Genomic DNA, 26,780 nt, shown 5'->3' with positions numbered 1-26,780 from the left:
CCCGCACGAACCGCCGCCGTCGGTCGGTCAGACTACCGCGTACCCGCCGACCAACTGGCCGTTCCCGTTCCCGTTCCCGTTACCGCCGCCGTTCCCGCCCTTGACCTTGCGTTCGAGTTCGACCTCGGCGTCGCCCGCGGTCACCTTGACCGCGAGCTCCTCGGTGTCGGGTACCTCGAACGCGAGCGTCCCGTCGGTACCGGTCTCGCCGACGGTCTCGCCGTTCACCGCGACGGTCGCGTTCGCGACGGAGCCGTTCGCGTCCGTCACGGAGAGCGTGACCGTCTCGCCGGCGCGGACCTTCCCGTCGAGCGTCGCCTCGAGGGCGCTCTCGGTCTCGGACTCGCTCTCGTTGGATTCGTCGTCGCCGTCATCCTCACCGTCGTCGGCCTTGTCCTTCCCCTTCGCGCCGCTGTTCCCGGGGTTCTCGGGCTTCCCGTTCTTGTCGACCTTCTCGATCTCGACCTGGTCGCCCGTCCCGGACTCGCTCACGATCGGACGGAGGATGTACTTCCCGGAGTTCCCCGCCTTGTGGACGTTGATGTCGAACACGAAATCCGGCGAGGAGTTCGCCGACAGCTCGAAGTTCTTGTTGAGCTGGAGCTTCTGGCTCGGGAGCTTGACGTTCACGCTCTCGCCGTTCGTGAGCGTCGCGTTGATGTCGCTCACGTACACGAACACCTTGTCGTACTCGCCGGCGGGCACCGACACGTTCGAGATGGCGGTCGCGTTCGCGGCCTGGAGCTTCGTCAGGTCGACGGTCGCGTTGTCGACGTCGTGCATGACCCAGCCGTCCTTCTCGGACGACTCGTCGCCCTCGGCGTCCTCGTCTTTGGACTCGTCGTCGGATTCGTCGGTCTCCTCGGAGTCCTCGGTCTCTTCAGGCTCTTCGGTCTCCTCGGTCTCTTCTGGCTCCTCCGTCTCCTCGGAGTCGTCGGTCTCGGTGTCGGTGTCGTTCATCTCGACGGTCGTCTCGTTCGGGTCGTCGACCGTCGTGGTCTCGACGTCGCCGAGGTCGGCGTTCGCGTCCGCTTCGGTCGTATCGTTCGCGGACGCACTGCCCTCGCTGTCCTCGTCCGCGTCGGTCGTCTCGTTCGCGGACTCGGCGTCGTCCGCGCCGTCGTCACCGCCGGCCTCGTGCAGGCCGATCTTCGTGATGGTGACGTTCAGGTGCTCGAAGTCCTCGATGGCGCCCGGGCGGTCGCTCACGTAGAACGTGAGGTCCGCCGAGTCGCTCGCGTCCATCGAGCCGGTATCGTCGGTCGTCGCCTGTGCTCCCGTGGTCGTCCCGGGTACCGCAGTGGAACAGCCCGCCAGCACGAGGAGGGCTGCCACGGCGATCGCGCCGATAGCGTTCTTCGTGGTCATCGTCGAGAGTACGTACACACTACTCGGTCATAACCGGGATAGAACGTTCGGCCTCGTTCAGTCGGCGTGAACGGTTTGAACGGACGCGAACCGTCGCCGGAACCGGCCCGCAGCGGCGACGTCCACGGTCGGTTCCGCATCGAGATTCGAGAGCGTGGGTTCGGACCGGTTCGGGCCCGGCGGCCGCGCCCGTCGACGCCGCCGTTCCGATACGGGTTTCCCGGTGGCCGCCCGAAAACCGGACGAGCATGTCCTTACGCGTGACGTTCCTCGGGACGAGTGGTGCCATCCCGACCACCGAGCGGAACCCGTCGGCGCTGTTCGTGTCCCGCGAGGGCGACGACCTCCTCTTCGACTGCGGCGAGGGCACGCAGCGCCAGATGATGCGGTACGGGACCGGCTTCGGCGTCGACCACCTGTTCGTCACGCACACGCACGGCGATCACGTCCTCGGAATCCCCGGGTTGACGCAGACGATGGACTTCAACGAGCGCGACCGACCGCTCGCCGTGCACGTCCCGGCGGGCGAACGCCAGACCGCGAAACGCCTCCTGAACGCGACCGGGAACGCTCCGGGGTTCCCCGTTCGCGTCAAAGAGGTGCGGGCGGGCGACGTCGCGCTCGACGGCGACGGGTACGAGGTCCGCGCGTTCGACGTGACCCATCGGACGAACGCGGTCGGGTACGCGGTCGTGGAGGACGACCGGAAGGGACGGTTCGACCGAGAGAAGGCCGAGACGGAGCTCGGTATCGAACCGGGTCCGAAGTACTCGAAGCTCCACCGCGGCGAGCCGGTCGAACTCGAGGACGGTACGGTCGTCGAGCCCGAGGAGGTCGTCGGCGACCCGCGGCCGGGGCGGACGGTCGTCTACACGGGCGATACGACGCCGACCGGGAGCACGGTCGACGCGGCAGCGGACGCGGACCTGCTCGTGCACGACGCGACGTTCACCGACGAGTGCGAGGACCGCGCCGAGTCGACCGCGCACTCGACGGCCGCGCAGGCCGGGAGTATCGCGCAGCAGGCGAACGCGAAGCGGCTCGCGCTCGTCCACATCTCCTCGCGGTACGCCGGCGACGCCTCCGCGCACGAGGTCGAAGCGGCCGAGGCGTTCGACGGCCACTCGTGGGTTCCCCGCGACGGCGAGACGTTCGACGTGCCGTTCCCCGACGCCGACGACTGATCGCCGGGAGCCGTCGGGTCCCGCGAAACCGGCACCCCCGCGGAGCTTTTACGCGTCTCGCCCCTACGACCGGGTAGTGAGTGCGAGAACCAGCGCACTGGACAGCGTCGTCTTCGGCGTGGACGTCCAGAGCGGGGACGTGCGCGGGGACGCGCCGTCGTACGCGCTCGTCGTCCTCGAGTCGAGCGCGGACGACGACGGGTACGACGTCGAGCGCGACGTCGTCACGCTGCGGAAGCTCCGGCGGCGCATCGCCGACGAGGAGCCGGGTATCGTCGCGACGGACAACATGTACGAGCTCGCCGCGGACAAGGACGCTCTGGTGCACTTCCTCGGCGAGCTGCCGGCGGGCACGAAGCTCGTGCAGGTGACGGGCGCGGAGCAGCCCGAGCCGCTGTCGCGCGTCGCGAAACGCCACGGTGTGCCCTACGGGAAGGACCCGATGCAGGAGGCCGAGGCCGCCGCGCGGCTGGCGGCGGGGAACGTCGGCGTGGAGGTGTCGGCGTTCACCGACGAGACGACCGTGAAGGTCGCTCGCGGCCGCTCCACGGGGAAGGGCGGCTGGTCGGAGGACCGGTTCACGCGCCGCATCCACGGGAGCGTGAAGACGCGCGCTCGCGAGGTCGGGAGCGAGCTCGACGACGCGGGCCTCGAGTACGAGCGCGAGGTGACCGAGAAGTACGGCGGGTTCTCGCAGGCGCTCTTCCACGTCGAGGGACGCCCGCAGGACATCCCCGTGAGCCGGCATCGGTCCGGGGACGTGCGCGTGGAGATCGAGCGCGAGCGCCGGGACGGCATCGAGTTCGAGCCGCTCGCGAAGCGCCGCGACCACGTCCTCGTCGGCGTCGACCCGGGGACGACGACCGCGGTCGCCATCGTCTCCCTCGACGGGAGCGTGCTGGACGTGCTGTCGACGCGGACCGCGGACACGGCGGCGGTCATCGAGTGGATCGTCGAACGCGGGCGACCCGTCCTCGTCGCGGCGGACGTGGAGCCGATGCCGAACACGGTCGAGAAGATACGGCGGAGCTTCGACGCCGCCGGCTGGATACCGGATAGCGACCTGCCGGTCGACGAGAAGCAGCATCGCACCCGCGAGGAGGGGTACGAGAACGACCACGAGCGGGACGCGTTGGCGGCGGCGTTGTTCGCGTTCGACGACCACGAGGACCAGTTCGAGCGCGTGGCGCGGAAGACGCCGCCGCGGCTCGACCGCGGCGAGGTGACGGCGCGCGTGGTCGCGGGCGAGGAGTCGGTGGAGGCGGTCGTCGAGGACCTCACGGCGAGCGACGGGGACGGCGGTGGGGACGACGACGGCAGCGAGCACGTCGAGCGCGAGCTGAGCGCGGAGGAGAAACGCATCAGGACCCTGGAGCGCCAGGTCGAGCGCCTCCAGGGACACGTCGAGGAGCTGGAGTCGGCGGTCGCAGAGAAGGACGACCGCATCGAGGAGTTGGAGGGCGAGCTGGAGGAGTCCCGGCGCGAGGAGCGTCGCGACGCCCGGGAGCGTCGGACCGTCTCCCGGTTGGAGCGCCGGAACGACGCGCTCGAACGGGACGTCGACGAGCGCGACGAACGCATCGAGGAGCTGGAGGGGAAGCTCGCGCGCCTGAAGGAGCTGTGGAAGCTCGATCACTCGAACTTCGCGGACGTCGAGGAGAAGAAGCAGGGGCTGGTGCCGGTCAAGCCCGTGGAGGAGTTCACGAAGGCGGCGATCGACGACGCGCACGAGGCGTACGGGCTCGCGACCGACGACGTCGTCTTTCTGCGGGACGCGGCGGGTGCGGGGCGGTCGACGGCGGAGAAGCTCGCGGCGTTCGAGCCGCGCGTGGTGCTCGTCGGCGACGGCGGCCTCTCGGAGATGGCCGACAGCGTGCTGTTCGACGCGGCGGTTCCGGTCGGGCCGGCCGACGACGTCGCGATGCAGGAGGTCGACGAGCTCGCGGTCGCGCGCGAGGACGACGTCGAGGCGGTCGTCGACGACTGGCACGACCGCGCCGCGGAACGCCGGAAGGAGCAGAAGGCCGAACAGCTCGACCAGCTCATCAGCGAGCATCGCGCGGAGACGAAGAAGGACCAGCGTCGGAGTTGAGCGCCGCGCAGAGACTATATCGACCGGTCCGTCCCGGGCGTGGAGCGTGCTACAGCCACCCGTCGGGGAGTTCGTCTTCGTGGTCGGCGACCAACTCCAGCAGCGGGCGTCTCTCCTCGAAGTGCCGGCCTTTCGACACCTCGTTGGTTTTCTGGTTCCAGACGATGAAGCCGTACTCCTCCAGTAGCGGAAGGTGGGCGTGCCGCATCTCGATGAGTCGCGTGAGTTCCTCGGCCGCCGATTGGTCCGCATCGACGACGACGGGCTCGTCGTCCTGTGGGTTGTGAATCAACGGTTCGCGCAGCAGTTTCCGGCGCTGGACGTGGGTGATGGCGTCGAGTAGGTCGTTGTGAGGCGGAACGGAGTGACAGCCGAGCACCGCAACGGCGCGGGGATGATGCCGACGCACGGAATCGGCGGGGCGCCCAGCGGACGGTCGGCATCGAACGGCGCACTCGGCCGGCCCGGACTGCGCGAGCGCCGGGTCGTCACTCCCAGACGGTCGGTGCGACGCCGAGCCGGACCACGGCGGGCCGGTACGCGAAGGCGATCGCCACGACGACCACCAGCTCCCCCCAGAACCCGAGGTCGCCGACCGCCGTCCGAACGACGGTGAGGACGGCGAAGACGAGGAGAATCATCGCGAGGTAGTGCGGGACGAGTTCCTTCAACTGGTCGGTATCCATACCGTCCCTTGGGCGAGGAACTGCATCAAACCACGTCTGCCGGCGGATACCGAGGGTGCCGTCGTGCTCGACCTCCCTCACATCATGCCGCCCATGCCCATCATCCCCATGAGGCCGGAGACGACGGCGCGGACGAAGAGCCCGAGGCCGGCGAGGACGAGCGCGACGCCGCCGCCGATGACGAGGTTCTGGCTGGCGATCGCTGCGATGCCGCCGAGGATGCACAGCAGGCCGAGGAATCCCGAGACGCCAAGCATCTTCGCCATGCGACCGAGACCGCCGCTTCGTTGACTCATGTCCCCGGCTTGGTCCGCGGGACGGCCTAAACCTGCCGGTCCACGGGCGGTCGTGGCGACCCGTGGAGCGCTCCGCGGGTGGTCGTGACGGAGGGCGGCGGAACCGGTCCGCGAGCGGTCGTGACGACAGAGAGCCCGGTCGGCGGCGACGCGGCGTCGGCCGCGAGGGAACCAGTTAAAAATGTCGCGTGAGAACCGGACGGTATGAGCGACAACGACGACGGGGGACGGAACGACCTCCGGATGCCCGACGACGACGAGGTGTTCGCTACCGTGACGGATATGCTCGGCGCGAACCGGGTGAAAGTCAGGTGCGCGGACGGCGTCGAGCGCACCGCTCGCATCCCCGGGAAGATGCAGAAGCGCGTCTGGATCCGCGAGGACGACGTCGTGCTCGTCGACCCGTGGGACTGGCAGGACGAGAAGGCCGACATCACGTACCGCTACGAGAAGCAGGACGCCGAACAGCTCCGCGAAGAAGGCCACATCGCCTGACTCGTTCTCGACGCTCGGTCGCGTGTCCGGGTGGGTAGCGAGCGGAACTGCGAGCGTTTTAGGCGGATGCGGGCGTAGCCGCGGGTAGTGACTTCGAGCGACGCGAGCGAGACGGCGAGGGATGGGTCGGGGAGCGACGCGGCCGAGGGCGAGCCGGCGGACAATCCGTTCGTTCGCGAGCCCGACACCGACTTCGAGCCCGTCGACGACCTCGACGAGGCGACCGCGCGCGAGCAGGCCGAAGCGCTCCGGGAGGCCCTGGAGTTCCACGATTACCGGTACTACGTCGACCACGACCCCGAGATAGCGGACCGCGCGTACGACGCGCTGTTCGCGCGGTTGCTGGACCTGGAGGACGCGTTCGACCTCGATATCGAGGGGTCGCCGTCGAACCGCGTCGGCGGGGAGCCCGTCGAGGCGTTCGAGACGGTCGAGCACGTCGCGCCGATGCTCTCCATCGACCACACCGACACGGCGGCGGGCGTCCGCGAGTTCGACGACCGGGTGCGCCGCGAGGTCGGCGACGTCGAGTACGTGCTGGAGCCGAAGTTCGACGGCGTGAGCCTCGAGGTGGTGTACGAGGACGGTGAACTGGTGCGGGCGACGACGCGCGGCGACGGCGACGAGGGCGACGACGTGACGCGGAACGCGCGGACGATCGCCGCCGTCCCGCAGCGGTTGCGCGGGAGTCCGCCGGCGTTCCTCGCGGTCCGCGGCGAGGTGTACATGCCTCGCGAGGCGTTCACGGAGTACAACACCGAGCGCGTGGAGCGCGGCGACGACCCGTTCGCGAACCCGCGGAACGCGACCGCGGGCACGGTCCGCCAGCAGGACCCGTCCGTGGTCGCGGAGCGCCCGCTCTCGATATTCTTCTTCGACGCGCTCGATTCGAGCGACCCCTGGGAGACGCACAGCGCGGCGCTCGACGCGTTCCGCGACCTCGGCCTGCCGGTCTGCGAGCGCGTGGAGACGGGCGCGAGCGTCGAGGACGCCATCCGGTATCGCGACGACCTGCTCGCCGAGCGCGACGACCTGGACTACGAGGTCGACGGCGTGGTCGTGAAGGTCGACTCCGCGGCGGCCCGCGAGGAGTTGGGGGCGACGGCGCGTGCGCCGCGGTGGGCGAAGGCGTACAAGTTCCCCGCCAGGGACGAGGAGACGCCGGTCGCGAACGTGACCGTGCAGGTTGGCCGCACCGGCCGGTTGACGCCCGTGGCGCTCCTGGAGCCCGTGGACGTCGGCGGGGTGACGGTCTCCAGGGCGAGCCTCCACAACTTCGACGAGGTCGAGGACCTGGGCGTCGGCGTCGGCGACGTGGTGCGCGTGCAGCGCGCCGGCGACGTCATCCCGTACGTCGACGCGGTCGTCGAACGGAACAGCGACGGCCCCTACGAGCTCCCGGAGACGTGCCCGGTCTGCGGGAGTCCCGTCGAGCGCGAGGGTCCGATGGCGTACTGCACGGGCGGCCTCGGGTGTCCCGCACAGCTCCGGCGGAGCGTCGAGTACTACGGGAGCGACAAGGGCCTGGACGTCGAGGGGCTCGGCGAGGAGACTGTGAGTCAGCTCGTGGACGCGGGCCTCGTCGAGGACGGCGTCGCCGACCTCTACGAGCTCACCGAGGGCGACCTGGCGGCGCTCGAGGGCTGGGGCGAGCGCAGCGCCGAGAAGCTCGTCGCGGAACTGGACGCGACCCGCGAGCCCGCGCTCGCGGACTTCGTCGCCGCGCTCGGCATCCAGGAGGTCGGCCCGGAGCTCGCCGACCGGCTCGCGCGACACTTCGGGACGTTCGACGCGCTCCGCGACGCCGCGGCGAGCGACGACCGCGAGGCGCTGACGGCGGTCGACGGCGTCGGCGACGCAGTCGCCACCCAGCTCGTGGACTTCTTCGAGAGCGAGGCGAACGCGGCGGTGCTCGACGACCTCCTCGTGCACGTGTCTCCACTGGAAGCGGAGGGGGTCGCGGGCGAGGAGCTCGACGGGGTGACGTTCGTCTTCACGGGCTCGCTCTCCGCCCCGCGGAGCGAGTTCGAGGCGGTCGTCGAGGACCACGGCGGGAGCGCGACGGGGAGCGTCTCCGGGAACACCGACTACCTCGTCACCGGGGACAATCCCGGCGCGAGCAAGACGAGCGACGCCGACGACGAGGGCGTCCCCACCCTCGACGAGAGCGAGCTCCACGAACTTCTCGAGGACCACGGCGTCGACGAGTGGCCCGGCGAGTAACCGACACCAGCACCTCCCAAACCGCCGGCCTGGCGGCCGTCGGATGCTGGAGCAGTCAGTTCAAACGACGTCGTGGTCGTCGGGTTCGTACGCGACCGGTGGTCTGCTCGTGCGGTCGGCGGCGAGGCTGGCGAGCCACGTCCAGTCCCCCTCCTCGAACGCGGCGGTGAGCGCGTCGTCGTCGAGGTCGGCGACGAGTTCGCGGACGCGCTCGCGGGGGTCGCCCCGTATCGCGGGGTCGCTGAGGACGACGTCGGGGTCGGCGGCGTCCGCGAGCTGCTGCGCGTAGAAGTGGAGTTCGTCGAGCGGCCGGTAGTCCGGGCCGTACTCGCGTTCGAGGCGCTCGCGGAGGCCGATCGGGTCGCGGGCGGCGTCCAGGCCGAACTGGCGCCTGATGGCGGCGTGCGCGTCGCTTCCGGCATCGCCACCATCCCCGAGTTCCGCGGCGAGGCGCTGGAGGCCGCCGTCGTCGCGACCCTGGTAGACGTAGCCGAGTTCGACGGACTCCCCGTCGCGGTCGGTCGCGACGATGGCCGCGGCGCGCTCTCCCGGTCCGAGGACGTGCCCGGCGAGGACGCGCGCGTTCGGCTCGGTACCCTCGGGGAGGTGAACGACGAGCCGGCCGTCGCCGTCGACGGCGACGACGCCCGGTCGCGGGCCGACGTAGGCGCGAGCGCGGAGGCGCGCAAACCGCCGACGGCGCTCGTCGTCGAGGAAGCACGTGACGGTCGCGGTCACAGGTCCGCCCCCTGGAAGCGTTCGAACGCGACGTACAGCGGCGCGGTCGCCCAGAGGACGAGGACGACGACGCCGACCGACGGTTCCGCGAGGAGCGTCAGGTCCGTCGGCGGCTGCGCGCCGAAGTACCCGAACGCCCCGGCGATGTCGGGGTAGACGCCGACGACGACGTTCCGGAGGGCGGTGAACGGCCCGAACTGGGCGACGGCCGGGAGGAGGGTCGCGGGCGCGTCCTGCGTGCCGTACACGCCGTTCACGAGGAGTCGCCAGAGGATGTCGTGGAGGCGGAACACGAAGAACAGGTAGGTGCCGACGGCGAGCACGGCGGCGCGCGTCGTCCCCGTGACCGCCGCCGATATCGCGGTGCCGAGCGCGGCGAAGACGCCGGCGAACGCGACGAGGACGGCGAGGGCGGCGAGGAGCCGCAGGAGCGGGATGGGGGCGAGCATGAGTCCGGCGACGGCGGTCGCGAACGCGAACAGGCACGTCACGACGGCGGCGGTGACCGCGAACCGGCCGGCGAGGCTCCCGAGGACGACGTCGCGGCGCGAGAACGGCATCCCGAGGAGGACGACGAGCTCGCCGCGGGTGCGTTTGTCGACGATGCGGCCCTGCGCGAGCATGATGGCGGCGATGGGCGCGAGGAACAGGGCGGCGCCGACGAGGACGCCGAGGAACCGGAGGCCGGGCCGGTCGACGTAGGTGGGGTCGTAGCTGCTCGCGTAGAGGTACCCAGCGATGGCACCGACGATCGCGAACAGGGCGACGCCGACGTGGAGTTGGCGTTCCCGGACGCTGTCGCGGACGTCCTTGCGCGCGACGAGCCGCCACATCACGACCCACCTCCGCGGGTGGTCGCGGACGCGTCCCTGGCCGCGGTCCCGTCGCCGGTTCTGGTCCCGCCGCTGGCACTGCTCGCGGTCGCGTCGTCGTTCGTGTACGCGACGAACAGCTCCTCGAGGCTGGCTTCGCGCGTGTCGACGTCGCGGACGTCCGCGCCGTCGTCGTAGCACGTCTTGACGACGCGGCCCTTCGCGGCGGCGGTGCAGGCGGCGTCGACGACCGGGCGCCCCTGGTCGTCGCGGTCGACGGTGACGTCGGTGACGCCGCGGAGGCCGGCGACGGCGTTCCGGAGCGTGTCGGGGCGTTCGTCGAGCGTGACGGTGACGCCGCCGGTCGCGCCCGCGGTCTCGCGGAGCGCGTCGATGGTGTCGACGGCGACGAGGTCGCCGCCGTAGAGGATGCCGACGCGGTCCGCGACCGCCTCGACCTGCCCGAGGATGTGACTGGAGAAGAACACGGTCCGGCCGTCGCTGACGGCGTCGTCGATGACGTCGCGCATCATGCGTGCGCCGGCGGGGTCGAGTCCGGTCGTCGGTTCGTCGAGCACGAGGAGGTCGGGGTCGCCGACGAGCGCCATCCCGAGCATCAGTCGCTGAGCCATCCCCTTGGAGTACGTGCGGACCTGACGGTCGCCGTCGTCGGCGAGGCCGACGCGCTCCAGTATCTCGTCGGGGTGCTCGCGGCCGCGTCGCGCCTCGATGGTGAACTCGAGCTGCTCGCGCCCGGTCATCCGGCCGAGCGAGCCGTAGCCGTCCGGGAGGATGCCGACGCGCTCGCGGACCGCCGTCGGCGCCGCCTGCGCGTCGTGCCCGAACACCGTCGCGGTCCCGCTCGTCGGCCGGACGTAGTCGAGCAGGATGTCGATGGTCGTGGACTTCCCCGCGCCGTTCGGGCCGAGGAACCCGAACACCTCGCCCTCGCGCACCTCGAGGTCGAGGCCGTCCAGGGCCGTGACCGTCCCGAAGCGCTTGGTCACGTCGCGGAGTTCGATAGCTGCCATACCCCGCACGTGTCGAGGAACGCACAAGAGGCTACCGGAGGGGCGGGGTGGTCGGTCGGACCGAAGAACACATGGCTCGACGGGGAAATCGAGCGGGTATGGAGATGGGACGCGGTTTCGCGACGCGGGCACGCGAGCATCTGCGGCCGGCGGCCGCCTTCTCGCTCGGTGCGGTGCTCGCGGGCTTCGCGGCGCTCACGTTCTGGCAGCACGCCTTCTTGAGCGTCCAGCGGGACGCCGCAACGAGTACGGACGCGGTCGGGGTTACGTTCGTCCTCGGGTACTTCGTCGCCGGCGTCGTCCTGATGTACGTGTCGACGATGGCGTCGCTCGAACGAACCCGTCGGTGACTACTCGCCGGCGACGCCGAGGCGTTCGAGGCCGCCGCGGTAGACGAGCCAGTAGCCGACCGTCCACGCGAAGATGGCGTTCACGCCGAGCAGGAGCGTCGCGAGCGCGCTCGCGTCCGGCGGCGTCGCCAGCGACAGGACGACCCCGGCGGGTGCGAACAGGAGGACGGATGCGACGGTCCAGCGGACCGCGTCGTTGTCGAGGAGCGAAGGCACGCGTCGACGTACCCGCGCCGGCGGATTGAATCGCTCGGTCGCGGGTCGACCCGGCTCGGTGGAGGGTAGACGCGGTCGCTCGGACGCGTCGGCGTCGAAAGAAACGAAGACCGAATCGGGTCGAGGCGACTCAGAGGTCGGCCCGGGTGAACTTGCCGTACGCGAGTGCGAGCGGGACGATCGCCCAGACGGCGAGCCAGACGAACCCGAACCAGGGGTCGAGGTAGACGGCGTCGCTGCCGGCGAGGCCGCCGCTGCTGCTGGCGTCGACGACCGCGGCGACCGCGGACTGGTAGGCCGCGGAGGGCGCGAAGCTCGTGATTCCGAAGTACCAGTCGGGGTACTGGGCGATGGTCGCGGGGAGCGCGAAGCCGTTCGCGAGGTAGACGGCGCCGGTGGCGACGAGCCCCCAGACGAGTTCGAGGACGACGAAGGTGCCGAACGCGAGCGCGCTGGCGCGACTCGTCGTCGAGACGCTCGCGGAGATGGCGACCATGAGGCTGACGTACGCGAACGCGAACAGGACGGTGACGCCGACGAACAGCGCGTAGTCCACGAGGCTCACGCTCCCGAGCAGCCAGAACGCGAGGCCGAACGCGAGCCCGAACCCGAGGAGGACGGGGATGGCCATGGTGAGGCTCCGGCCGAACACCTTCCCGAGGACGACGTCCCTGCGGGAGTGCGGGAGGCCGAGCAGGAGTTTGGCACTCCCGCTGTCGCGCTCGCCGGCGACGGCCTTGTACGCGACGACGAGCGCGGTGACGCTCACGAACAGCGCGGCGCTGGCGGCGAGGAAGTCGTAGAACCCGAGCGCGGCGAGGTCGGGGTCCGCGCCGACGCCGCCGGCTTCGAACTCGCTGAACGCCCACACCATGAACGCCGCGAACAGCACGAACAGCGCCGTGAGGAGCCAGAGCGCGCGCGAACCGCGGGCGTCCTGGAAGTCCTTCCGGGCGATGGCGGTGACGCTCATCGCGACACCTCCGAGGGCTCGGCCGCGTCAGTTTCGGCGTCGTCCTCGCTCCCGTCGGTCGTGGTCGCGTCCGTGGTCGGTGCGTCGGCCGCGGCGCGGTCGGTCTCGCTGCCGGCGGTCAGTTCGTCGTCGGTGTCGTGGCTGGTGTAGGTCATGAACAGGTCCTCGAGGCTGGTGCGGTCGGTGGCGAAGTCGCGGACGTCGACGCCCTGCGCTTCGATGGCGTCGAGGACGCGGGTCTTCACGCCGGGGTCGCACGCGACGGTGAGGGTCGAGTCGCTGGCGGTGACGGCGGTCACACCGGCGACGGCTTCGACGGCGTCGAGCACCGCGGGGGTGGGGACGGCGTCGAGTTCGACGGTCATGCGGGCGTCGGCGTCGACGCTCTCGCGGAGGTTCTCGATGGTGTCGACGGCGACGACGCGCCCGTCGTCGAGGATGCAGACGCGGTCGCAGACCGCCTCCACCTGTTCGAGGATGTGGCTCGAGAAGAACACGGTCGCGCCGCGCGCCGCTTCCTCGCGGATGATCTCGCGGATCTCGCGGGCGCCGTTCGGGTCGAGGCCCGTGGTGGGTTCGTCGAGGACGAGGATGTCGGGGTCGCCGACGAGCGCCATCGCGAGCACGAGGCGTTGCTTCATCCCCTTCGAGTAGCCGCCGGCCTTGCGGTCGGCGGCGTCGAGGATGTCGACGCGGTCGAGGAGGGCGTCCACGTCCTCGTCGACGCGCTTGGAGTCGACCGCGAACTGGACGTGCTGGCGGCCGGTGAGGCGGTCGTAGACGTGGAAGCCGTCGGGGAGGACGCCGACGCGCTGGCGGAGCGCGACGCCCTCGCGCTGGGGGTTCATCCCGAGGACGCTGACGGTCCCGGAGGTGGGGCGCACGAAGTCCAGGAGGACGTTGATGGTCGTGGACTTCCCGGCGCCGTTCGGCCCGAGGAACCCGAATATCTCGCCCTCGTGAACCTCGAGGTCGACGTTCTCGAGCGCGAGGACGTCACCCGGGAATCGCTTCGTGAGACCGGCGATGCTGATGGCTGAAGTCATATACCTAGTAGACGACCGCAGAGTACTTATAGATAGACTGAAACTTCGTGTCACGTTTTGAACACGGTATACACACCAGTCTAACCACCGTTTATCGAAAGAAACCAACGTAATCAGACACTTACCGGTGGCGGACGTCACCGCCAGCCGTCGCTGACAGGTACCGAAGAGACGGTGCCAGCCCGAGACGCCGAACCGTGCCGGCGACGCCACCGCGTCGGCTACACTCCCGCGCCAGCCACACTACCACGGCGGCCACACCACCGCGCCGGCTACAGCGCGTCGTCGGGCGCGTGGCTCTCGCTGGTGCGTTCGACCTCGGTCGCGTACCGGTCGCGGACGTCGGGGTCGTCGACGGGTTCGAGCTCGTCGCGGTCGACGTCGCGGGCGGCGGTGACGTCCGTCCGCGCGAGCATGTTCGAGGAGCGCTGCATGGTCGCGGCGCGCTCCCCGCCGGGTTCGGCGTACACGAGCGTCACGAGGCCCTTGTCGGTGTACTCGCGCTCCACGAGCCAGCAGCGCACGTCCCCGTCGGTCGCGTCGCCCTCGTCCGCGTTCTCGTCGGCGGCTGCGTCGTCGGTCATACCGCTTCGTTCCCGCACCGCGGGCTTGTATCCTCGGGAACGCGACGACGCCGACGCGACCGTTCCGACGGCGTGGTCGTCCGCGACGACGGTGCCCGGACCGACCCGGTCGCCCGCTCTGGCGCGACTACGCGCCGTCGGCGAGCTTGTAAAGTCCGCCGGTCTTCCCGCTCTCGTCGTCGAGGTACGTGTCGCTGGCGCGGTCGGTGAAGTACACCGCGCCGTCGACGACGCGGGGCGTGCTCGTGACGCGCCCGACGCCCTCGGCGTGCCAGACGGCGTCACCGGACGCGGCGTCGACGGCGTGCAGGCGCGCGCCGTACGACCCGACGAGGACGCGGTCGCCGGCGACCGTCGGACACCCGATTATCGCGTCGCCCGCGTCGTACGACCATCGTTCCTTCCCCGAGGCCGCTTCGAGCGCGTACAGCCGTCCGTCCTTGCTCCCGACGTACGCGACGCCGCGCTCGGGTGCGACCGCGGGCCCGGACATGACGATGGCGCTCGTGCGTTCCGACCACGTCTCCGTGCCGTCGGCGAGCGCGACGCGGTAGACGTCGCGGTCCCACGACCCGAAGAACGCGCCGCCGTCGTGCGTCGCCACCGGTCCCTTGATCGGTCGGTCGGTCTCGAACCGCCACTGGAACGCGAGGTCGGGATAGCTCCACGCGTAGAGGAACCCGTCGTTCGACCCGACGACGAGCCGGCCCGCGTCCCGGTCGATGGCGCACGTCGAGTGCGGGTGGTCCGTGATCCGCTGGTCCTCCCAGACGACGTCGCCGGACTCGGCGTCGATACCGAACATCGCACCGCTCGGTTCGGCGTACTCGACGGCGATGAACACCGTGCCGTCGTGGTACGCGGGACTGGAGCCGATGGCGTCCCCGAGGTCGGCGCGCCACGCCAGGTCGCCGGTCTCGACGTCGAGCGCGCTCAGGATGCCGTCGTACGCGCCGACGAACGCGTACCCGTCGACGACCGCGGGCGTCCCGTGCATCCCGCGGGAGGCGTCCGTCACCTCGGTCCGCCAGACGACGTCGCCGCCGGGGGTCACGCGCCACAGGAACCCCGAGTCGCCGGGACAGAGGAGGTCGCCGCCCGGGAGCGGGACCGCGCTCGCCTTCGCCGCGGTGTGCTCGGCCGTGTTCACGTCCCGGAGCGCCCACTCGCGGCCGGGGTCCTGCGGGACCGTGGCGTCCGGGTAGACGCCCTGTCGGCGGAGGCCGCCGCGGAACTGCGCGAACGCGGTCGTCGACGTCACGCTCGCACCGCCGCCACCGAGAGCGTCGGTCAGGCAGCCCGCGGTCGCTGCGCTCGTCGCCACCGTCCCGAGTGCGGCGAGCGCGTCGCGGCGGGAGAATCGACTGCTCGGTGGAGGGCCGTCGCGGCGGGAGAGTCGCTTCGTCACGCCTAGCCGACGCGACGCGGACCCACATACCGCTTGCCCTCCCCGCCGGTGGCGGCGGTCGCGAACGCCACGGCGCTGGCAGTGGTGGCGCGTCCGTGTCGGCATCGCGAGTCCGGCGACTCCGAGCCCGAAGGGATATGCTCGCGGCCGCGGAACCCTCGGCGTGATGTCGTGGCGCGACCGCGTGAACGACCTCCTGTACGACGGCGAGACCGTCCACGAGACGGTGGACGTCGGCGCGAACCGCGTGTACGTGACGAGCCATCGCGTCCTCGCGTTCCGGGACGCCGGCGACGACGCGGCGAACTACCGGCACGTCGACCACCCGAACGTCGAGGGCGTCACCGCCGGGCGCGAGAGCGACGGGCGTCGGCTCGCGCGAGCGGTCGTCTGGGGCGTGCTCGGGGCGGCCTGCGTCGCGGGCGGGCTCCTCGTAGAGGTCGGGTCGTTCGTGTCGACGCCCGAGAGCCTGGAGGCGGGCGCGGTCGGCGGTACCGGCGGTATCGTGTCGCTGTTCTCGGACGTCGTCGCCGCGCTCGCGCTCGTCGACGAGGCGGTCGCCGTCGTCGGCGCGCTGTGCTGCGTCGTCGCCGCGTACCACGGCTACCGGTACGTCGACTCGCGCGAGCGGGTCGTCTCCGTCGGCGTCGCCGGCGACGACGACGTCCGCCTCCGCGTCACCGGCGACCCCGGGGCGTCAGCCGCCGAGCTCCGGCGGGCCCTTCAGGCAGTGTGACGCGTCGCGGATCGTCGCAATCGGGACGTCACGCCTATGTCCGCGAGACCGCTAGGGACTGGCGATGGACGCGGCGACGGTCCGCGAGCGCGCGAGCGACCTCCCCACCGAGCCGGGCGTCTACCAGTTCCACGCCGACGACGCCGTGCTGTACGTCGGGAAGGCGGTGGACCTGCGTGCTCGGGTGCGGTCGTACGCGGACCCGCGGTCGGCGCGCATCCGACGGATGGTCGAGCGCGCGGACGCGCTGGAGGTCGCGGAGACCGACACCGAGACGCAGGCGCTGCTGTTGGAGGCGAACCTCATCAAGCGCCATCAGCCGCGGTACAACGTCCGCCTGAAGGACGACAAGTCGTACCCGCTCGTGCAGTTCACCGACCACGCGGTCCCGCGTATCGAGGTGACGCGGGACCCGGACGACGACGCGACCGTGTTCGGGCCGTACACGGACAAGGGCGACGTGGAGACGGTCGTGAAGGCGTTACGGGAGACGTTCGGCGTCCGTGGCTGTTCGGACCACAAGTTCGCGAACCGCGAGCGCCCGTGCCTGGACCACGAGGTCGGGCTCTGTACCGCGCCCTGTACGGGCGAGATATCGACGGGCGAGTACCTCGACGACGTCGAGTCCGCGAAGCGGTTCTGCAGGGGCGAGACGGGCGTGCTCGCGGACCCGTTGCGGCGCGAGATGGAGGCCGCGGCCGCCGACCAGGCGTTCGAGCGCGCGGCGAACCTCCGGGACCGCCTGGCGGTCGTCGAGTCGTTCCACGGCGCTGGCGGCGAGGCGGTGTCGGCCGCGGGCGGCGACGGCGACGACTACGAGCGCCACGTCGACGTGCTCGGGGTCGCCATCGACGGCGACCGGGCGACGGTCGCCAGACTCCACGCGGAAGGCGGGCAGCTCGTCGAGCGCGACCGGCATCGCATCGACGTCCCCGGCGAGAGCGAGGGTGCCGGTGGGACCGTCGACGCCGCGGAGCCGGTGCCGGCGGTGCTGGCGGCGTTCCTCGTCCAGTACTACGCGGAGCGCGAGCTCCCGGACGCCGTCCTCCTCCCGGAGCCCCATGGCGACGACGAGGTCGCGGCGTGGCTGGACGCGGCGGGCGTCGCGACCCGCGTCCCGGGCGCGGGCCGGGAGGCGAAGCTCGTCGACCTGGCGTTGAAGAACGCGCGGACGGCGACCGGCACTAGGGACGCGTCGCGCGAGCTGGCGGTCGCACTCGACCTGGACGCGGCCGACCGCATCGAGGGGTTCGACGTGAGTCACGCGGGCGGGACGGCGGTCGTCGGGTCGAACGTGACGTTCGTCGACGGGAGCGCCGAGAAGCCGGATTACCGACGGAAGAAGCTCGCGGAGGGGAACGACGACTACGCGCGGATGCGCGAGCTCGTCGCGTGGCGCGCCGAGCGCGCGGTCGCGGGCCGGGACGACCGGCCGGACCCGGACCTGCTCCTGATAGACGGTGGGCGCGGCCAGCTCGATGCCGCGATGACGGCGCTCGACGACGCGGGCTGGGACGTGCCAGCGGTCGCGCTCGCGAAGCGCGAGGAGACGGTGGTGACGCCGCGACGCGAGCACGACTGGGACGGCGACGCGAAGCTCCAGCTCCTGCGGCGCGTGCGCGACGAGGCGCATCGGTTCGCGGTCCAGTACCATCAGAGCGTCCGCGACGACGTGTCGACGGTCCTCGACGACGTCCCCGGCGTCGGCCCGGAGACGCGAAAGCGCCTGCTGGGGCGGTTCGGGAGCGTGGAGAACGTGCGTGCGGCGAGCGTCGACGAGCTCGAGGGCGTCGACGGCGTCGGCGAGCGGACCGCGCGAGCGATCAGCGAGCGCCTCTGAGGCCGAGGTCGGGGCGCGTGCGTCGGCGCGCCAGGGCCGCGGCCGAGTGGAATCAACTCGACTTGTCCTAAGTTAATTCGAGTGGTTTTATCGGGATGGATGGGGTGAGTTCGTGCATGTACGACCACGACTCTGAGACCACCAGCCTCGCGGAGTCCTACACCGAGCTCTCCGAGATATTGATGCCCGACGACACGAACAACCTCGGGCGTGCGCTCGGCGGGGCGGTCCTCCACTGGATGGACATCTGCGCCGCGGTCGCCGGTCGCCGGTTCGCGCGCGAGCAGGTGGTGACCGCCGCGATGGACCACGTCGACTTCCGCGCACCGATCGACCTCGGCGACATCGTCACCGTGCAGGGATACGTGTTCGCGACCGGCGAGACGAGCGTGGACGTCAAGGTCGACGTTCACGCGGAACGACCGGAGACCGGCCACTACGAGGCGACCGCGACGTCGTTCTTCACGATGGTCGCCGTCGACCAAGACGGCGGGAGCGCGCCCGTCCCCGCCCTCGAGTGCCCGACGGAGGCCGAGGTCGCGCTCCGCGAGGCCGCGCTCGACCACCGCCAGGACCGCCGCCGCGAAGTCCGCGACCGCGCCACCGCCTGAACCACCGATACGACCGCCGCCGCGAAGTCCGCGACCGCGCCACCGCTGAAACCGCCGCCACGGCTCTTCTACTCGGCCCGCGACCGCGTCACTGCCGGCGGTCGAGTGCGCCGGTCGTCGCCGCAGCGCGTCGACTCAACCAGAGTTGTCCGCGCGTTCGACCGGCCTGGAGCGCCAGCAGTGCCGGGGTCGGCTGTGACTGGGTGCCTCGGGGGTCGACGTCGCGGTTTCGACCGCGGAACCGGTCTCGTTCTCGGCGGTCGGAGCGGCCGGGGTCCAAGCTCGCGGCTGCAAGTCGGGTTTCGGAGGTGCGTCCTGGCTTGTTCGGAACCGGTTCACGGCGGCGCTTCGACAATCAAACTTTCCCTAATTCAACCAAAATTGTTTTGTGGGTCACGTTGGTTGTGTTCCGCGATGGCATCAGTATCGCTCCCCCACGACGCGAAGGCCGGGCCGACGAAGGCCGAGGTCAGGGCGATCGTCCTCGACAAGCTCTCGCTCGAGCCGACCGACCACCTCGCCGAGGTCGGCTCGTGCACGGGCGCCGTCACGATCGCCGCCGCGCGACGCGCCGGCCGCGTCACCGCGCTCGAACGCAAACCCGGTCGGCTCGAGACCACCAGACGCAACCTCGACGCGAACGACGTCGACGCGGACGTCGTCCTCCGCGACGCGGAGGCGCCAGACGGGCTCCCGGCCGACGCGGACGCGCTGTTCCTCGGCGGCAGCCGGAACTACCAGGCCGTGCTCGACCACGCCGTCGAGACCGGCGTCGACCGCGTCGTCATGAACGTCTCGCGGCTCGAGGTCGCCGGCGACGCGACGCGCGCGTTCCGCGACCGCGGGCTCCTCGACGAGATCCTCCAGGTGCAGGTGAGCCGCGGCTACGAGCTCGCCGGCGCGACGAGCTTCGACGCGAACAACCCCGTCTACGTCCTCGTCGGCGGCACCAGCAGCGCCGGCGGCGACGACGCTGCCGAGGCCGGCGGAGGCGAGCGATGACGCTGTACGGCGTCGGCCTCGGACCGGGCGACGCGGACCTCCTGACGGTCCGCGGTCGCCGCGTCCTCGCGGACGCGGACGTCGTGTACTCGCCGGGGCGGCTGTCGCGGTCGGTCGCGACCGAGCACGTCCCCGAGTCGCGGATCGGCGACGTCGACTTCCCGATGACCCGGGACGAGGACGAACTCCGGCGCGCCTGGAAGCGGGCGGCGGCGGAGATCGCGCCGCGCGCTCGCGACGGCACCGCGGCGTTCGTGACGCTCGGCGACCCGAACGTGTACTCGACGTTCGGGCACCTCCGGCGGACGCTCGACGCGTTCCACGCGGACGTCGACGTGGAGACCGTTCCGGGCGTGAGCGCCGTGACCGCGTTCACGACCGCGCTCGGCGTCGAGGTTCGCGCCGGGGCGAACGTCGCGCTCCGCGAGGCCGCACGCGGCGCCGCGCCCACCGGCCCCGACCGGTTGCTCCTGTTCAAGGTCACGGACGTCCCGGCGACCCACGAGGGGCTCGTCGACGCCGGCTACGACGTCGTCTACGGCCGTCGGCTCTACATGGACCAGGGCGAGACGGTCGTGACCGACGACCCCGACGCGCTCGCCGACCGCGACTACTACACGCTGGCGTACGCCGAGCGCGGCGACGTCGACGACGAGCCCGCGACTGCGGCGTTCGAGCGCGCGACCGAAGCGACCGACGGCGGCACGGACGCCGCGTCGTCGACCGACAGCGGGGACGTCGACGACGAGCCCGCGACCGAACCCGACGTCGCGGCCGCGGAACGCGCGGTCGGCGAGGCGTGCGGCGACGAGGTCTCGGGGGTGGGGTCGCGATGACGGACCCGCAGCAGTCGTCGACCGCGCCGGACGACGCGTCGACGGAACCCCAGGACGCGATCGACGCCGAGACCGCGACGCGAGCGACCGAACGCGATCCGCGCGTCGCGGCGCGGACCGCGGGCGAGGTCCAGGACGGCATCCCGTTCGTCGGCGCGGGACCGGGGGACCCCGGGCTCCTGACGGTCACCGGGAAGGCGCTCGTCGAGGACGCGGACCTCGTCGTGCACGCCGGGTCGCTCGTGAACAGCGACCTCCTGGAGGCCTACTGCGCGGACGCCGAGCAGGTGTCGAGCGTCGGCAAGGACCTCGAGGAGCTGGTCCCGCTGATGCGCGACGCCTACGAGGACGGCCGCGAGGTCGTCCGGTTGCACAGCGGCGACCCAGCGATCTACGGCGCGGCCGTCGAGCAGATGGACGCGCTCGAACACGAGGGCGTGCCGACGTACGTCGTCCCGGGCGTGACGTCCGCGTTCGCGGCGAGCGCGACGCTCCGCACGCAGCTCACGCTGAACGGCGTCGCGAACCACGTCGCGTTCACGCGCCCGCAGGGGAAGACGCTCGACCCCGACGAGGACCACATCAGCGAGTTCCTCGAGATGGGGGACGTGACGACGTGCATCTACCTCGGGACGCACGCGGTCGCCGACACCATGCAGCGACTGCTCGACGACGGCCACGACCCCGACACCCCAGTGACCGTCGTCTATCACGCGTCGTGGCCGGACGAGGACGTCGTCGAAGGCACGATCGCGACGATCGGCGAGAAGGTGGACGAAGCGGGTTATCGGGCGTCCGCGCTCGTCCTGATCGGCGACGCGCCGCGGAAGACCGGTTACGAGCGCTCGTACCTCTACGGCGACTGGGCGAACCGCGACGAGACCGATAGTCGAGCCGGCGACGGCGCGGAGACGGAGGCTGACGACTGACTCATGAGTACTGATTCGGACGACGCGACCGCTGACGAGGAAGCGACGAACGACGACGCGTCGAGCGGGCACTGTTCGACGCCGGATTCGGACGGCGAGGTGGCCGATGAGATCGCGATAATCAGCTTCGAGCGCAAGCTCGACGTCGCGCGGGAGATACGCGACGGCATCGGCGACGGGTACGAGACCGTGGATATCGTCGAGTACCACGGCGACGTGTTCGCCGAGCACTGGGGCGAGTACGACTGCTTCGTCGGTCTGATGGCATCTGGAATCGCGATGCGGAAGACCGCTCCGTTGCTCGACGACAAGTGGGACGACCCCGCCATCGTCGTCGTCGACGAGCAGTTGACGTGGGCCATCCCGATCACGGGCGGGCATCACGGCGCGAACCAGGTCGCTCACGACCTCTCGAAGCTCGGTGCGGTGCCGGCGATGACGACCGCGAGCGAGGCCGCGGGCAAGCAGGGCGTCGAGAGCAAGGCGAAGGCGCTGGACGCGCACGTCGTGAACGGCGATTCGACGGTCGCGACGAACCTCGCGGTCCTGAACGAGGAGCTCGGGCCGGTCGCGCGCCTGGACGGGCCGCGGGCGGTCCTCGTCGACGACGACGTCACGGTCCTGAAGCGCAACGGCGAGGACGGCGTCGTCCTCGGGACCGGCACCGTCTCGGGCGTCGAGAAGGCCCAGGTCCTGGACGCGTGGGAGCACGCGCTCGACGCCCTCGACCGCGGGTTCGCGGACGTCGACTTCGTCGCGACCGCCACCCGGAAGGAAGGCGAGGATGGCCTGTACGCGGCCGCCCGGGAAATCGACGCGGGCGTCGTGCTGTTCGAGAAGGACGTGCTCCTCGAGTTCGAGGGGCCGTCGCCGTCGCGCTCTATGGAACTCATCGGGTGGCCGGGGATCGCGGAAGCCGCCGCGCTCGCCGGCGGCCGCGAGCACGACCTCGCTCGGGAGAAGGAGCGGTTCGACGACGCCGTGACCGTCGCGGTGGGGCGATAGGATGCCGGATTCGACCGCCGCACCCGCAGACGCCGACGGTTCGGAGACGGGTGACGACGTGAACACGACCGCCGACGGCGACGACCGCGGGACGCTGTACGTCGTCGGTATCGGCCCGGGGCTCCCGCACGCGATGACCCAGCGCGCGACGGACGTGGTCGCGACCGCGGACTGCGTGGTCGCGTCGAACCTCTACCAGGAGTTCCTGCGGCGCGACGGCACGCTCCCGCCGGACTCCGCCGCGGTCGAGGCGGCGACCGACGACGAGCCGGCGACCGACGGCGGGGCGACAGGTGCGTCGGCGAGTGGGGGCGACGCGCCCGACGACGTCGACGCGACCCCGGAGGCGTGGTCGGACGGGACGGTCCTGGAGCGTCCGGACGGGAGCCGGCAGACGCTCGTCCGGTCGTCGATGGGGCGACAGGTCGAGCTCGCCAAGGAGGCGTTCTCGCGCGTTCGCGCCGGCCAGGACGTCGCGCACGTCTCCGGCGGCGACCCGAACGTGTACGGGAAGAGCGACCTCCTGTTCACGATGGCGGACGCCGAGGACGCGACCGACGTCCCGATCGAGGTCGTCCCGGGCGTCACGGCGGCGCTCGGCGGCGCGGCGAACCTCGGCGCGCCGCTCTCGAACGACTTCTGCACGATCTCGCTCTCTGACAAGTGGCGCGGCTGGGCGGAGATCGAGGAGAAGCTGCGTGCGGCCGCGATCAGCGGGTTCGTCGTCGTCCTCTACAACTGCTGGCGGGACTACGAGCGCGCGATCGACGTCCTCCGCGAGGAACGCAGCGACGACGTCCCGGTCGCGATCTTCAACGACGCCGGGCGCGGCGACGCCGGCCGGAACCTCGCGGACGAGACGCACACCATCACGACGCTCGGCGCGGCGACCGAGCACGACGACGAGGTCGGCGGGATGGGGACGTCCATCCTCGTCGGCACGCACGAGACCGAGGTCTGGGAGAACGACCACGGCGAGCACCTCGTCACCCCGCGCGGCGGGCGTGACGTCGACGACTTCTGACAATGACCACCGACGACGACACCACCGACACGACTGCGGACGGGAGCACAGACACCGAATCGAGCTGCGGCGCGAGCACCGGCACCGACGAGGCCGAGGAGCGCACCTCGAAGTGCGGGGCGTCGGACTCGGACGGTTCGTCGAGTTCGTCCTCGGGGTGCGAGAGCACGAAGGGCGAGGCGACCGACGAGAAGATCTCCGCGACCGTCGACGACTTCCAGAGCGACCCCGGGCGGCTCGTCGCGGTCGGCCTCGGCCCCGGCCAGCCAGAGGGGATGACCGGACGGGCGCGGTCGACGCTCATGGACGCCGAGCACATCGTCGGGTACACGACGTACGTCGAACTGCTCCCCGACGAGGTCACCGAGGCCGCCGACGAACTCTACGACACCCCGATGTGCGGCGAGGTGTCCCGAACCGAGGAAGCTATCGACCGCGCACTCGCCGGGAAGGACGTCGCTATCATCGGGAGCGGCGACCCGAACGTGTACGCGCTCGCCGGGCTCGCGCTGGAGATACTCGAGTCGAAGGGTGCGACCGCCAGCATGGTCGACTTCGAGGTCGTACCGGGCGTCCCCGCGGCGCAGTCCTGCGGCGCGCGCCTCGGCGCCCCGCTCGTGAACGACACCGTCAGCATCTCGCTCTCGGACCACCTGACGGACATGCCGACGATCGAGTCGCGGCTGCACGCCGCCGCGAAGGAAGGGTTCACGATCACGATATACAACCCGTGGAGTCGGAAGCGCCGCGAGAACTACGCGAAGTGCTGCGAGATCCTCGAAGAGCACCGCGCGCCGGACACGCCGGTCGGCGTCGTCCACGGCGCCGGCCGCGACGACGAGCGCGTCGAGGTCGTCGAGCTCCGCGAGCTCGCGGACCTCGGCGAGACCGACCTCGTCGACATGACGACGACGCTCGTCGTCGGGAACGAGGAGACGTACGTCTGGGACGACCGGATGGTGACCCCGCGCGGCTACGAGTCCAAGTATGACTACTGAGTACCGCGTGCGTCTCGACCGCGGTGCGTGCGACGGCGTGTTCGCGTGCCTCGTCCGCGACGACCGGTTCGTCGAGGCCGACGACGGGCTCGCGAGCATGGACGCGAGCGAGGTCGACGCGGGTGTGGTCGACGCCACGGGCGACGTCGAGGTCGCGTCGTTCGCGGACGACCGGCTCGGTGACGTCCGGCAGGCCGCACGCGCCTGCCCGGTCGACGCGATCGAGGTCGTGCCTGAGAGCGACGGCGAGGACGACGCACCTGGCGTCGCGGCGACGGAGGGCGGCGATGCCTGAGTCCCGCGACGCCGAGGCGACGGCGGACCGGGAGTCGGCGGCGTCGACGCCGGAGCCGGTCGACGACCTGCTCGCGGCGACCCCGGGGACGGCGTACCTCTGGGGGCGCGTGGCGGGCGACGGCGACGTGACCGAGGACTGCGTCGTCGTGCGGACGGCGGACGAGTCGGCCGCGGACGCGCTCGCGGCGGTCGCCGGCGCCGACCGGACCGCGCACGACCACGATGTCGTGGCGCGCGAGTCCGCGCACGACGCCTCAGTCGTGCGGTTCGAGGATGCGTACGAGCTCCGCGTGTTCGGGACGGCAGCGGACCGCGCGAGCGCCGCGCTCGGCCTGCCGGTCGACGACCACCCCGGCGGGTATCGGTTCGACGCGTTCGACGCGTACCGCCCACAGCTCCTGCGCGGCCTCCTCGAAGCCTGTGGGACGGTCTGCTTCCGCGAGTCCACGGGGTCGGTCGGCGTGTCGTTCGTGCACGACGACCCCGCGCTCCTGGAGACGACCCGGGGGCTGCTCGACGCCGCCGACCCGCACCTCCCCGTCGGCGAGCGCGCCGAGACGTCCGACGGCGGGTACTGGTTCGGGCTCGCCGACGACGCGGACGCCGCCGCGTTCGCCGAGTGGGTGTATGCGGGCAGCGACGACACCGGGCTGTACTCGGCTGCGCGACGCCGGAAGCTCCGGCGGAGCGTCGAGCGCGCGACCGGCCAAGCCGTCGGCGACCTCGAACCATGACCGCGAACGCGAGCGGTGGTGCGGGAGCGAGCGCCGCCCCGGCACGCGCGGGACTGGACGACGAGGCGGTGCTGCTCGTCGGGCACGGCTCGCGACGCGAGAAGTCCAACGAGCAGGTCCGGACCCTCGCCGCGAACCTCGAGGACCGCCTCGGCGTCCCCGTCGACGCCGGCTTCCTCGAGCTCGCCAGTCCCTCGATTCCCGAGGCGATCTCCGGGCTGGCGTCGAGCGTCTCGCGACTATCGGTCGTCCAGCTGTCGCTGTTCGCGGCGAGTCACGTGAAGAACGACGTGCCGCTCGCGGTCCGCGACGCCAGGGCGGAGCACGACGACCTCGCGATCGACGCCGGCGGCCACCTGGGCGTGCATCCGGCGCTCGTCGACCTGCTCGACGACCGCGCCGCCCGCGTCGAGGACGGCCTCGGCGTCGACCGCGAGCGCGCGGACGTCGCGGTCGTCGTCTGCGCGCGCGGCTCCAGCGACCCGGACGCGAACGGCGACGCGCACAAGCTCGCACGACTCCTGTACGAGGGTCGCGCGTTCGAGCGCGTGACCGCGTCGTTCGTCGGCGTCACCGAGCCCCAGCTCGAGTCGACGCTTCACGCGGTCGCGAAGCACCGCCCGGACGCGGTCGTCGTCCTCCCCTACATGCTCGGCGACGGCGTCCTCACGGAGCGCGTCCGCGAGCGGACCCGCGAGTTCGACGACGCGACGCCGTACGTCGACGCGGCCGCCGGCGACCCGCTCGGGACCGACGACCGCCTCCTGGACGTCCTCGGCGACCGCTGGCAGGAGGCCCGCACGGGGAGCGTGGAGATGTCCTGCGACACGTGCAAGTACAAGGTCGAGCTCGACGGCTACGAGGCGGACGTCGGCGGGGCGCGAGCGATGCTGCGCGCGCTCACGCATCAGGCGTCCCACGCCGACCGCGACGACGTCGACGACGACCCGCACGTGCACGACGCGCCCGAGAAGCACGTCGCGGTCTGCACGAACCAGACGTGCGCCGCGGACGGCGCGCCCGCCGTCCTCGAGCGTCTCCGGCAGGCCGCGCGCGATTCCGACGCGTGCGACGCTCGCATCACGCGGTCGTCGTGCCTCGGCCGCTGCGGCGACGGCCCGATGGTCGCCGTCTACCCGGACGGCGTCTGGTACGGCGACGTCGACGCCGAGGACGCCGACCGCGTCGTCGCCTCGCACCTCGACCGGGACCGCATCGTCTCCGAACTCGTCGACCAGACCCTCTGACCGACCCATATTCACGTAC

Annotated in this window: 29 protein-coding genes; 17 read left to right on the top strand and 12 right to left on the bottom strand. The window is 71.4% G+C overall.

Features of this window, described 5'->3' with window-relative positions:
* Positions 1-27: 27 nt before the first annotated feature.
* Complete coding sequence (locus SM754_RS00225) at positions 28-1,368, bottom strand: DUF4382 domain-containing protein (RefSeq protein ID WP_323674209.1); 1,341 nt, start codon at positions 1,366-1,368, stop codon at positions 28-30.
* 248 nt (positions 1,369-1,616) lie between these two features.
* Between SM754_RS00225 and rnz the strand changes: the two genes are divergently transcribed.
* Positions 1,617-2,552, top strand: a complete 936-nt coding sequence (gene rnz, locus SM754_RS00220; RefSeq protein WP_323674208.1) for a ribonuclease Z — start codon at positions 1,617-1,619, stop codon at positions 2,550-2,552.
* A 76-nt stretch (positions 2,553-2,628) separates the two neighbouring features.
* On the top strand, positions 2,629-4,644 hold the full coding sequence (locus SM754_RS00215) for a DUF460 domain-containing protein (protein WP_323674207.1): 2,016 nt from the start codon (positions 2,629-2,631) through the stop codon (positions 4,642-4,644).
* Between the two features lie 49 nt (positions 4,645-4,693).
* Here the strand turns inward: SM754_RS00215 and SM754_RS00210 are convergent, their stop codons facing one another.
* From SM754_RS00210 to SM754_RS00200, 3 genes are all read right to left on the bottom strand, one after another.
* Positions 4,694-5,023 (bottom strand): transcriptional regulator, encoded by a 330-nt coding sequence (locus SM754_RS00210; protein ID WP_323674206.1) that lies wholly within the window; start codon positions 5,021-5,023, stop codon positions 4,694-4,696.
* Between the two features lie 109 nt (positions 5,024-5,132).
* Positions 5,133-5,330, bottom strand: coding sequence for a hypothetical protein (locus tag SM754_RS00205; RefSeq protein WP_323674205.1), 198 nt, complete (start codon positions 5,328-5,330; stop codon positions 5,133-5,135).
* A 77-nt stretch (positions 5,331-5,407) separates the two neighbouring features.
* Positions 5,408-5,626: a DUF7470 family protein gene (locus SM754_RS00200; RefSeq protein WP_323674204.1), complete on the bottom strand. Its 219-nt coding sequence runs from the start codon at positions 5,624-5,626 to the stop codon at positions 5,408-5,410.
* A gap of 204 nt (positions 5,627-5,830) precedes the next feature.
* On the opposite strand from SM754_RS00200, the gene eif1A reads away from it, so the two are divergent.
* Positions 5,831-6,121, top strand: a complete 291-nt coding sequence (gene eif1A, locus SM754_RS00195) for a translation initiation factor eIF-1A (RefSeq protein WP_323674203.1) — start codon at positions 5,831-5,833, stop codon at positions 6,119-6,121.
* An 87-nt stretch (positions 6,122-6,208) separates the two neighbouring features.
* The gene (gene ligA, locus SM754_RS00190) at positions 6,209-8,344 is read left to right on the top strand and encodes an NAD-dependent DNA ligase LigA (protein WP_323674202.1); all 2,136 of its coding nucleotides are present in this window, start codon (positions 6,209-6,211) and stop codon (positions 8,342-8,344) included.
* Between the two features lie 60 nt (positions 8,345-8,404).
* Here ligA and SM754_RS00185 read toward each other — a convergent pair whose 3' ends face one another.
* From SM754_RS00185 to SM754_RS00175, 3 genes are read right to left on the bottom strand one after another with little or no spacing between them, the layout of a single operon-like run.
* Positions 8,405-9,082, bottom strand: coding sequence for a hypothetical protein (locus SM754_RS00185; protein ID WP_323674201.1), 678 nt, complete (start codon positions 9,080-9,082; stop codon positions 8,405-8,407).
* Positions 9,079-9,915 carry an ABC transporter permease gene (locus SM754_RS00180; RefSeq protein ID WP_323674200.1) on the bottom strand — a complete coding sequence of 279 codons (837 nt, stop codon included), beginning with the start codon at positions 9,913-9,915 and terminating at the stop codon, positions 9,079-9,081. The genes SM754_RS00185 and SM754_RS00180 overlap by 4 nt, the downstream gene beginning before the upstream one ends.
* Positions 9,915-10,925, bottom strand: coding sequence for an ABC transporter ATP-binding protein (locus tag SM754_RS00175; protein WP_323674199.1), 1,011 nt, complete (start codon positions 10,923-10,925; stop codon positions 9,915-9,917). The genes SM754_RS00180 and SM754_RS00175 overlap by 1 nt, the downstream gene beginning before the upstream one ends.
* Before the next feature lie 98 nt (positions 10,926-11,023).
* Here SM754_RS00175 and SM754_RS00170 point away from each other — a divergent pair, with 98 nt between their 5' ends.
* On the top strand, positions 11,024-11,275 hold the full coding sequence (locus tag SM754_RS00170; protein WP_323674198.1) for a hypothetical protein: 252 nt from the start codon (positions 11,024-11,026) through the stop codon (positions 11,273-11,275).
* On the opposite strand, the gene SM754_RS00165 is transcribed toward SM754_RS00170, so the two are convergent.
* From SM754_RS00165 to SM754_RS00145, 5 genes are all read right to left on the bottom strand, one after another.
* A complete protein-coding gene (locus SM754_RS00165) occupies positions 11,276-11,491 on the bottom strand; it encodes a hypothetical protein (protein ID WP_323674197.1) in 216 nt (71 codons plus the stop codon).
* Between the two features lie 130 nt (positions 11,492-11,621).
* On the bottom strand, positions 11,622-12,464 hold the full coding sequence (locus tag SM754_RS00160) for an ABC transporter permease subunit (RefSeq protein ID WP_323674196.1): 843 nt from the start codon (positions 12,462-12,464) through the stop codon (positions 11,622-11,624).
* Complete coding sequence (locus tag SM754_RS00155; protein WP_323674195.1) at positions 12,461-13,510, bottom strand: ABC transporter ATP-binding protein; 1,050 nt, start codon at positions 13,508-13,510, stop codon at positions 12,461-12,463. The genes SM754_RS00160 and SM754_RS00155 overlap by 4 nt, the downstream gene beginning before the upstream one ends.
* A 272-nt stretch (positions 13,511-13,782) precedes the next feature.
* Entirely contained in the window at positions 13,783-14,094 is a 312-nt protein-coding gene (locus SM754_RS00150; RefSeq protein WP_323674194.1) for a DUF7967 family protein, read from the bottom strand.
* Positions 14,095-14,221: 127 nt separating this feature from the next.
* Complete coding sequence (locus SM754_RS00145; protein ID WP_323674193.1) at positions 14,222-15,502, bottom strand: outer membrane protein assembly factor BamB family protein; 1,281 nt, start codon at positions 15,500-15,502, stop codon at positions 14,222-14,224.
* Positions 15,503-15,668: 166 nt separating this feature from the next.
* Here SM754_RS00145 and SM754_RS00140 point away from each other — a divergent pair, with 166 nt between their 5' ends.
* From SM754_RS00140 to SM754_RS00085, 12 genes are all read left to right on the top strand, one after another.
* Positions 15,669-16,238 carry a hypothetical protein gene (locus SM754_RS00140; protein ID WP_323674192.1) on the top strand — a complete coding sequence of 190 codons (570 nt, stop codon included), beginning with the start codon at positions 15,669-15,671 and terminating at the stop codon, positions 16,236-16,238.
* Positions 16,239-16,302: 64 nt separating this feature from the next.
* The gene (locus tag SM754_RS00135) at positions 16,303-18,078 is read left to right on the top strand and encodes an excinuclease ABC subunit C (RefSeq protein WP_323674191.1); all 1,776 of its coding nucleotides are present in this window, start codon (positions 16,303-16,305) and stop codon (positions 18,076-18,078) included.
* Positions 18,079-18,194: 116 nt separating this feature from the next.
* Positions 18,195-18,689 carry an acyl-CoA thioesterase gene (locus SM754_RS00130; protein ID WP_323674190.1) on the top strand — a complete coding sequence of 165 codons (495 nt, stop codon included), beginning with the start codon at positions 18,195-18,197 and terminating at the stop codon, positions 18,687-18,689.
* A gap of 414 nt (positions 18,690-19,103) precedes the next feature.
* Positions 19,104-19,691: a precorrin-6Y C5,15-methyltransferase (decarboxylating) subunit CbiT gene (gene cbiT / locus SM754_RS00125; RefSeq protein WP_323674189.1), complete on the top strand. Its 588-nt coding sequence runs from the start codon at positions 19,104-19,106 to the stop codon at positions 19,689-19,691.
* Positions 19,688-20,527 carry a cobalt-factor II C(20)-methyltransferase gene (locus SM754_RS00120; RefSeq protein ID WP_323674188.1) on the top strand — a complete coding sequence of 280 codons (840 nt, stop codon included), beginning with the start codon at positions 19,688-19,690 and terminating at the stop codon, positions 20,525-20,527. The genes cbiT and SM754_RS00120 overlap by 4 nt, the downstream gene beginning before the upstream one ends.
* The gene (locus SM754_RS00115; protein ID WP_323674187.1) at positions 20,524-21,456 is read left to right on the top strand and encodes a cobalt-precorrin-4/precorrin-4 C(11)-methyltransferase; all 933 of its coding nucleotides are present in this window, start codon (positions 20,524-20,526) and stop codon (positions 21,454-21,456) included. The genes SM754_RS00120 and SM754_RS00115 overlap by 4 nt, the downstream gene beginning before the upstream one ends.
* A gap of 3 nt (positions 21,457-21,459) precedes the next feature.
* Positions 21,460-22,461, top strand: coding sequence for a cobalt-precorrin 5A hydrolase (cbiG, locus tag SM754_RS00110; protein WP_323674186.1), 1,002 nt, complete (start codon positions 21,460-21,462; stop codon positions 22,459-22,461).
* 1 nt (position 22,462) lies between these two features.
* On the top strand, positions 22,463-23,485 hold the full coding sequence (locus SM754_RS00105; RefSeq protein ID WP_323674185.1) for a precorrin-3B C(17)-methyltransferase: 1,023 nt from the start codon (positions 22,463-22,465) through the stop codon (positions 23,483-23,485).
* A gap of 2 nt (positions 23,486-23,487) precedes the next feature.
* Positions 23,488-24,483: a precorrin-3B C(17)-methyltransferase gene (gene cobJ, locus SM754_RS00100; protein WP_323674184.1), complete on the top strand. Its 996-nt coding sequence runs from the start codon at positions 23,488-23,490 to the stop codon at positions 24,481-24,483.
* Positions 24,473-24,778 carry a ferredoxin gene (locus SM754_RS00095; RefSeq protein WP_323674183.1) on the top strand — a complete coding sequence of 102 codons (306 nt, stop codon included), beginning with the start codon at positions 24,473-24,475 and terminating at the stop codon, positions 24,776-24,778. The genes cobJ and SM754_RS00095 overlap by 11 nt, the downstream gene beginning before the upstream one ends.
* Positions 24,771-25,514 (top strand): cobalamin biosynthesis protein, encoded by a 744-nt coding sequence (locus tag SM754_RS00090; RefSeq protein WP_323674182.1) that lies wholly within the window; start codon positions 24,771-24,773, stop codon positions 25,512-25,514. The genes SM754_RS00095 and SM754_RS00090 overlap by 8 nt, the downstream gene beginning before the upstream one ends.
* Complete coding sequence (locus SM754_RS00085) at positions 25,511-26,761, top strand: CbiX/SirB N-terminal domain-containing protein (RefSeq protein ID WP_323674181.1); 1,251 nt, start codon at positions 25,511-25,513, stop codon at positions 26,759-26,761. The genes SM754_RS00090 and SM754_RS00085 overlap by 4 nt, the downstream gene beginning before the upstream one ends.
* Positions 26,762-26,780 lie beyond the last annotated feature (19 nt).

The sequence above is a fragment of the Halorubellus amylolyticus genome (assembly GCF_034808145.1).
Lineage (GTDB): Archaea > Halobacteriota > Halobacteria > Halobacteriales > Natrialbaceae > Halorubellus.
Note: the sequence above shows the minus strand (reverse complement) of the source record. Positions and strands in the feature narration are given on the sequence as shown.

Excerpts from the sequence above, each read along its gene's own strand:
- SM754_RS00090 (WP_323674182.1), top strand. The coding sequence starts at position 24,771 with ATGCCTGAGTCCCGCGACGCCGAGGCGACGGCGGACCGGGAGTCGGCG.
- SM754_RS00155 (WP_323674195.1), bottom strand. The coding sequence starts at position 13,510 with ATGACTTCAGCCATCAGCATCGCCGGTCTCACGAAGCGATTCCCGGGT.
- SM754_RS00135 (WP_323674191.1), top strand. The coding sequence starts at position 16,303 with ATGGACGCGGCGACGGTCCGCGAGCGCGCGAGCGACCTCCCCACCGAG.
- SM754_RS00105 (WP_323674185.1), top strand. The coding sequence starts at position 22,463 with ATGCCGGATTCGACCGCCGCACCCGCAGACGCCGACGGTTCGGAGACG.
- SM754_RS00200 (WP_323674204.1), bottom strand. The coding sequence starts at position 5,626 with ATGAGTCAACGAAGCGGCGGTCTCGGTCGCATGGCGAAGATGCTTGGC.
- SM754_RS00115 (WP_323674187.1), top strand. The coding sequence starts at position 20,524 with ATGACGGACCCGCAGCAGTCGTCGACCGCGCCGGACGACGCGTCGACG.
- SM754_RS00180 (WP_323674200.1), bottom strand. The coding sequence starts at position 9,915 with ATGTGGCGGCTCGTCGCGCGCAAGGACGTCCGCGACAGCGTCCGGGAA.
- SM754_RS00170 (WP_323674198.1), top strand. The coding sequence starts at position 11,024 with ATGGAGATGGGACGCGGTTTCGCGACGCGGGCACGCGAGCATCTGCGG.
- eif1A (WP_323674203.1), top strand. The coding sequence starts at position 5,831 with ATGAGCGACAACGACGACGGGGGACGGAACGACCTCCGGATGCCCGAC.
- SM754_RS00225 (WP_323674209.1), bottom strand. The coding sequence starts at position 1,368 with ATGACCACGAAGAACGCTATCGGCGCGATCGCCGTGGCAGCCCTCCTC.
- SM754_RS00175 (WP_323674199.1), bottom strand. The coding sequence starts at position 10,925 with ATGGCAGCTATCGAACTCCGCGACGTGACCAAGCGCTTCGGGACGGTC.
- SM754_RS00150 (WP_323674194.1), bottom strand. The coding sequence starts at position 14,094 with ATGACCGACGACGCAGCCGCCGACGAGAACGCGGACGAGGGCGACGCG.
- SM754_RS00205 (WP_323674205.1), bottom strand. The coding sequence starts at position 5,330 with ATGGATACCGACCAGTTGAAGGAACTCGTCCCGCACTACCTCGCGATG.
- cobJ (WP_323674184.1), top strand. The coding sequence starts at position 23,488 with ATGACCACCGACGACGACACCACCGACACGACTGCGGACGGGAGCACA.
- rnz (WP_323674208.1), top strand. The coding sequence starts at position 1,617 with ATGTCCTTACGCGTGACGTTCCTCGGGACGAGTGGTGCCATCCCGACC.
- SM754_RS00120 (WP_323674188.1), top strand. The coding sequence starts at position 19,688 with ATGACGCTGTACGGCGTCGGCCTCGGACCGGGCGACGCGGACCTCCTG.
- SM754_RS00130 (WP_323674190.1), top strand. The coding sequence starts at position 18,195 with ATGTACGACCACGACTCTGAGACCACCAGCCTCGCGGAGTCCTACACC.
- SM754_RS00160 (WP_323674196.1), bottom strand. The coding sequence starts at position 12,464 with ATGAGCGTCACCGCCATCGCCCGGAAGGACTTCCAGGACGCCCGCGGT.
- cbiG (WP_323674186.1), top strand. The coding sequence starts at position 21,460 with ATGAGTACTGATTCGGACGACGCGACCGCTGACGAGGAAGCGACGAAC.
- SM754_RS00085 (WP_323674181.1), top strand. The coding sequence starts at position 25,511 with ATGACCGCGAACGCGAGCGGTGGTGCGGGAGCGAGCGCCGCCCCGGCA.
- SM754_RS00140 (WP_323674192.1), top strand. The coding sequence starts at position 15,669 with ATGTCGTGGCGCGACCGCGTGAACGACCTCCTGTACGACGGCGAGACC.
- SM754_RS00095 (WP_323674183.1), top strand. The coding sequence starts at position 24,473 with ATGACTACTGAGTACCGCGTGCGTCTCGACCGCGGTGCGTGCGACGGC.
- cbiT (WP_323674189.1), top strand. The coding sequence starts at position 19,104 with ATGGCATCAGTATCGCTCCCCCACGACGCGAAGGCCGGGCCGACGAAG.